3 protein-coding genes are annotated in these 4612 nt (G+C 66.0%); 1 reads left to right on the top strand and 2 read right to left on the bottom strand.

All coding sequences use genetic code 11. The features are described 5' to 3' along the window. Nucleotides 1-82: 82 nt before the first annotated feature. Nucleotides 83-2530 carry a DNRLRE domain-containing protein gene (locus tag ABD213_RS14960; RefSeq protein WP_344330276.1) on the bottom strand — a complete coding sequence of 816 codons (2448 nt, stop codon included), beginning with the start codon at nt 2528-2530 and terminating at the stop codon, nt 83-85. Nucleotides 2531-2793: 263 nt separating this feature from the next. Here ABD213_RS14960 and ABD213_RS14955 point away from each other — a divergent pair, with 263 nt between their 5' ends. After that, nucleotides 2794-3795, top strand: coding sequence for an IS481 family transposase (locus tag ABD213_RS14955; protein ID WP_344330272.1), 1002 nt, complete (start codon nt 2794-2796; stop codon nt 3793-3795). A gap of 304 nt (nt 3796-4099) precedes the next feature. Here the strand turns inward: ABD213_RS14955 and ABD213_RS14950 are convergent, their stop codons facing one another. Next, nucleotides 4100-4498, bottom strand: a complete 399-nt coding sequence (locus ABD213_RS14950; protein WP_344330269.1) for a hypothetical protein — start codon at nt 4496-4498, stop codon at nt 4100-4102. Nucleotides 4499-4612 lie beyond the last annotated feature (114 nt).

Raw genomic sequence — 4612 nt, 5'->3', positions numbered from 1 at the left:
CACCAGCGAGCACGCTCAACACGATCCGGGTCTTCTTCTCGACCGGGATCGAAGGGGGTCTTCCCATAGTTCTGATTCTCCTTCAGGACTGACTCAACAGCCCTGCCAAGAATCTTGACGCGCGACAGCCGTTGCCGTCGCATGCGGCGACGCGGCTGGAGTTGAGGTTCCAGGAGTAGACGTGGACGTCGTTGGTTCCGTTGCCATGGCGGTAGCCGACGGTCGCCACTTGCCCGTCGCCGTTGCTGTAGGTGATGTGGGTGGTGGGGCGGGCGCCGGAGTCGTTGACGGCGGCGGTGATGGTCGACAGCAGACGCGGCCCGCTGGAGGGGCTGGTGTAGGCGTAGTCGGTGCGCACGTTGGTCGCGTCGGTCGCCGAGGCCAGGTAGTCGCCGGAGTACGTGTAGTTGACCTGGCGGGTGCCGGCGCCGGTGAGATTCTGGGTGGCCCAACGGGTGATCAGGTTGCCCGTGTAGGTGGGGGTGTAGACGCGGTCGGCGGAGTCGGTGATGGACGTCATCCGCGGCTTGGCGCCGGCAGTTCCGGAGTAGGCGATGGTGATCTCGTTGTCGGAGCGGTCGCGAACCTTGGTCATGAACGCGTGACCGTCGCCGTTGACCTGGTTGAAGACGTACTTCTCCTGGCTCTGTCGGAAGGTCAGGGTGAACCCGTTGTCGGTCTCCTCGAGCTCGGCGCCGACACCACCGACGGGTGCGAAGAACTTCTTGTAGTCGGCGTTGCTGCTGTTGGCGGAGCGGCGCACGAAGGAGCCGAGGATGGTTCCGCCGGGGGTGTGGAAGTCGTACCGGTACTGCGACTTCTTCTCCAGCCAGATGTCGGGGCCGATGTTCAGGGACCAGCCGCGGCCCATCGGTCCGGTCTCGGTGGACTGTGAGTTGTAGGTGCGGTTGATGGCCAGGTCCAGGCCGAGTCCCTTGACGTTCATGTCGGCGGACTGCAGGACGAGATTGGCGTTCTTGTTGTTGACCTTCAACGTGGCGCGGTCGTCGAGTTCGCGTTCGGTCATGGAGTACCAGGACTGTTCGCCGATCTCCGGCTCGAACGTCACCGACAGGCGCGGCACGACCGCTGCGCTGGTGCATGAGACGAGGGTGCTGGACCACTCCTCGGAGCAGAACCGCTTGTAGAAGTCGATCGAGGACTCGTTCGCCGCGCGGGCGATGAACGCCTGACGGTTGCCGACCACGGCGCGGTCGCCGAAGGGTCCGCTGTGGGTGCCGACGTGTCGACCGGCCCACCCGTTGACGACGTTGGTGACGTCGATGATCTCGGCGCCGGCGCCGCAGCCGCTAGATCCCCGGCTGAAGGACTTCGAAGCGGTGAAGCGTGCGTCGGTCGTGTGGTTCGGTTGGGTGTTCCACGTCGCGCCGGTGCGGTCGGCGCTGGTCATGGAGTGCAGGTTCAGCTGCCGGGGTGTGCAGTCCCGCGCGAAGTACTGGTGCAGACGGAGTTCTGCTTTGGTGACGGTAGCTCCCAGGTAGGGGTTGAACGCGAACCCCAGGAATCCACGGTTGAGAGCGCCTGAGTTGCGTCCGACCTCGATGCGCGGTTCGCCCGCGAAGTTGGTGTTCGCGTCCGTCCCGTCGCGGAAGAACACGTCGCCGCGGTGGGTGACTTCGGCGATGTCGGGATCGACGACCACCGGGTACTCGGTGTCGTCGGCGGTCAGGAAGTCCATCGACGGGCGAAGGGTCAGACGCCACCCCTCGGCCGTTCGGTCCAAAGAGGCGTCGACATCGGCGACGTTGCTCGGGTCCCCCGCTTCGTCGACCTGCGCATCCCACATCCGCAGCGGCATCGACTGCGCCACGGGCTCACCGTCGGCGTCGCTGAGCACCAGGCGGTTGTCGATGAGTTCGGGTGTCAGGTTTCCCGCGGTGAGGTCGAAGACGTACTCAGGTGCCTGCGCCGGGGCGGCGTCGAGCAGGACGTGTGCGGCGAAGCCACCGTTCTTCACGGCGACGAGCACCTTCTCCCCGACCGTCTCAGGTGCGGTCGATGGTGTCGGAGCGGCGTTGTCCTCTGCGGCCGCGTCGGGCTCGGCTTCGGCTTCTGGCTGTGCGCCGGTGCCGGGGTCCGCCGCTGCAACGGAGCCGCCGCCGGAGACCGGGTAGGTGGCCTGCGCGCCGTCGACTGACGGTGTCTCGAGATCGACTCCGGGCATGGCCAGACCGATACGGTTCTTGCCGATCTTCAACTCGGCGAGCGGTCCGTCGCCATCGTCGGAGAACGTGACATCGTCGGCGCCGGCCTTCGGCTTCAACCGTCCGTCGGCGCGACGCAGACCCGGGTCGACGTCGACCCAGTCGTCGCCGGTCTTGACCCGCACCGGAGACTGAGCGATCTCGCGAGTGATGGTCCCGTCGGGGTTAGCGATGAACTCCTCGGTCTCGGACTGCAGAGCGTCGACCGGGACGGGCTCCTTGGAACGACGTGCAGCGTCCAACGCCTCAGAGAGCTCCGAGGCCCCGCCGCCGGCACGGTTGGCGTTGCGTCCGTTGCCAGGCATTTCGACCTCGCGAAGTTCCGAGGTCGCCTCCCGGTCACCGTCCCACACTGACGCAGCGTGTGCCGGTGTGGCCGACAGGACCCCGGCGATCATGAGCGTGCCGGCTGCGGCAATCGAGAAGCGGCGGGAAGAACGGTTCTGCAACAGTGCGCGCACTGCGCCCCCTAGATGTAGTTCCCATGGACGTTGTGAACGGGTGACGTAGCGAAGACCTCCGGGAACGATGTGGGTTACCACACTCACTTCGTCCAACGGAGGTCTTCGTGACTCACGCTAATGCCCCTTTGACGCCGGAGGGGCGTCGACGTCTTGCCGTGTTGATTGTCGAGCAGGGCTGGCCGGTCCGGCGCGCTGCTGAGCGGTTCCAAGTGTCGCCGGCGACGGCGTCGAAATGGGCGCGCAGATATCGGGACGGGGACTCGATGACAGACGCGTCGTCGCGGCCCCACAGGTCCCCTGCTCGATGTCCTCGTCGACTCGAGCGGCGGATCGTCGCGCTGCGGTTCGTGCGGCGTTGGGGTCCGCATCGGATCGGCTATCACTTGGGGCTCCCGCGTTCGACCGTCGGACGAGTGCTGGCCCGGTATCGGATGCCGCTGCTGGCCTATCTGGACCAGGCGACCGGGCTGCCCGTCCGCAAACCCAAACCGGTCCGTTACGAGACCTCGGCACCGGGCGAACTGGTCCACGTCGACATCAAGAAGCTCGGTCGGATCCCCGACGGGGGCGGCTGGCGCGCCCACGGCCGCGGCTCGGCCCAGGACCGCAACGCCGGCGCTGCCCGCGACAGGGCCGCACGTCGCGGCGCCGCGCCCTCGCGCGGTTACACGTTTCTGCATCACGCGGTCGACTCCCACTCCCGCTTGGCCTACTCCGAGCAGCTGGCGGACGAGCGCAAGGAGACCGCCGCCGCGTTCTGGAAGCGAGCCCGCGCGTTCTTCGCCGAGGCCGGATTCGAGGTCAGTGCCGTGATGACCGACAACGGCGCCTGCTACCGGTCACACGTCTTCGCCGCAGCACTCGGCGAAGACGTCAAGCACCGCCGGACACGCCCATACCGCCCCCAGACCAACGGCAAGGTCGAGCGATTCAACCGAACCCTGGCCGCCGAGTGGGCCTACGCCGAGACCTACTCCTCCGACGCCGCCCGCCAAGCGGCCTACTCCGACTGGCTCCATCACTACAATCACCACCGACCCCACACCGGCATCGGCGGCCTCACTCCGTCAGACCGCGTTCACAACCTCACGGGGAACTACACCTAGAAGTACCCCGGCGACCGCCCCCTGGACGACACGGTCTACCGGGTCCAACCACCCTTCGCGTCCCCGCACGCTGTGGGTGCTGCGGACTAGTCCTACATGGCCGATCAGGACCAGCGCAAGACTTACGCAAAAATTGGCAAGACCGTGGCGATTATCCTTCGCGTGTTCTCGGCACTCGATTCCGTCAGGTTCGGACCCATGCTTCTCCGAAGCGTCTTAGGCCTTCTCGAGGCCCGAAAAAGACGGGCTGACCTCGCAAAACTTCCATCCAAAGATGTTGCGAACTCGACCCCACCTCACCTGATTACTCGCATTCCGCGATGGCCTTCTGAAGCTCTTTCGGGTCGCTCGGATTCTCGACGATTGAGTTGATCTCCAGCGAGTCGCGTAGGTCGGGTAGGTCGTAATCGGCTCCGGGAGAGAGCTCGTTGTCCACGATGAGGCGGCAGTCGTCGGCGCCCCACGTGCTGGTGCCGGCGCCGATGGAGGGCCACCAGCCTGGGCCGCCGAGCGGCTCGAAACCCGCGACAGCGACGTAGCGGCGCGTGACGGTCAGCCGTCGGTTGTCGCCTTCACCGAAGGTGTGGACGACGTGGGCCTGGGCCCACACCTGCAGGACGGGGGCGGTCTCACCGTCTCCGCGCGTGGCGTCGACGGTGCCTACCTTCCAGATGAAGTCGATGATCCGCGTGTCGCGCGTCAAGATTCTTGGCAGGGCTGTTGAGTCAGTCCTGAAGGAGAATCAGAACTATGGGAAGACCCCCTTCGATCCCGGTCGAGAAGAAGACCCGGATCGTGTTGAGCGTGCTCGCTGGTG

It is taken from the genome of Aeromicrobium halocynthiae (assembly GCF_039531385.1).
GTDB lineage: Bacteria > Actinomycetota > Actinomycetes > Propionibacteriales > Nocardioidaceae > Aeromicrobium > Aeromicrobium halocynthiae.
The sequence above is the reverse complement of the archived record's forward strand: the minus strand, read 5'-3'. Positions and strand labels throughout refer to the sequence as shown.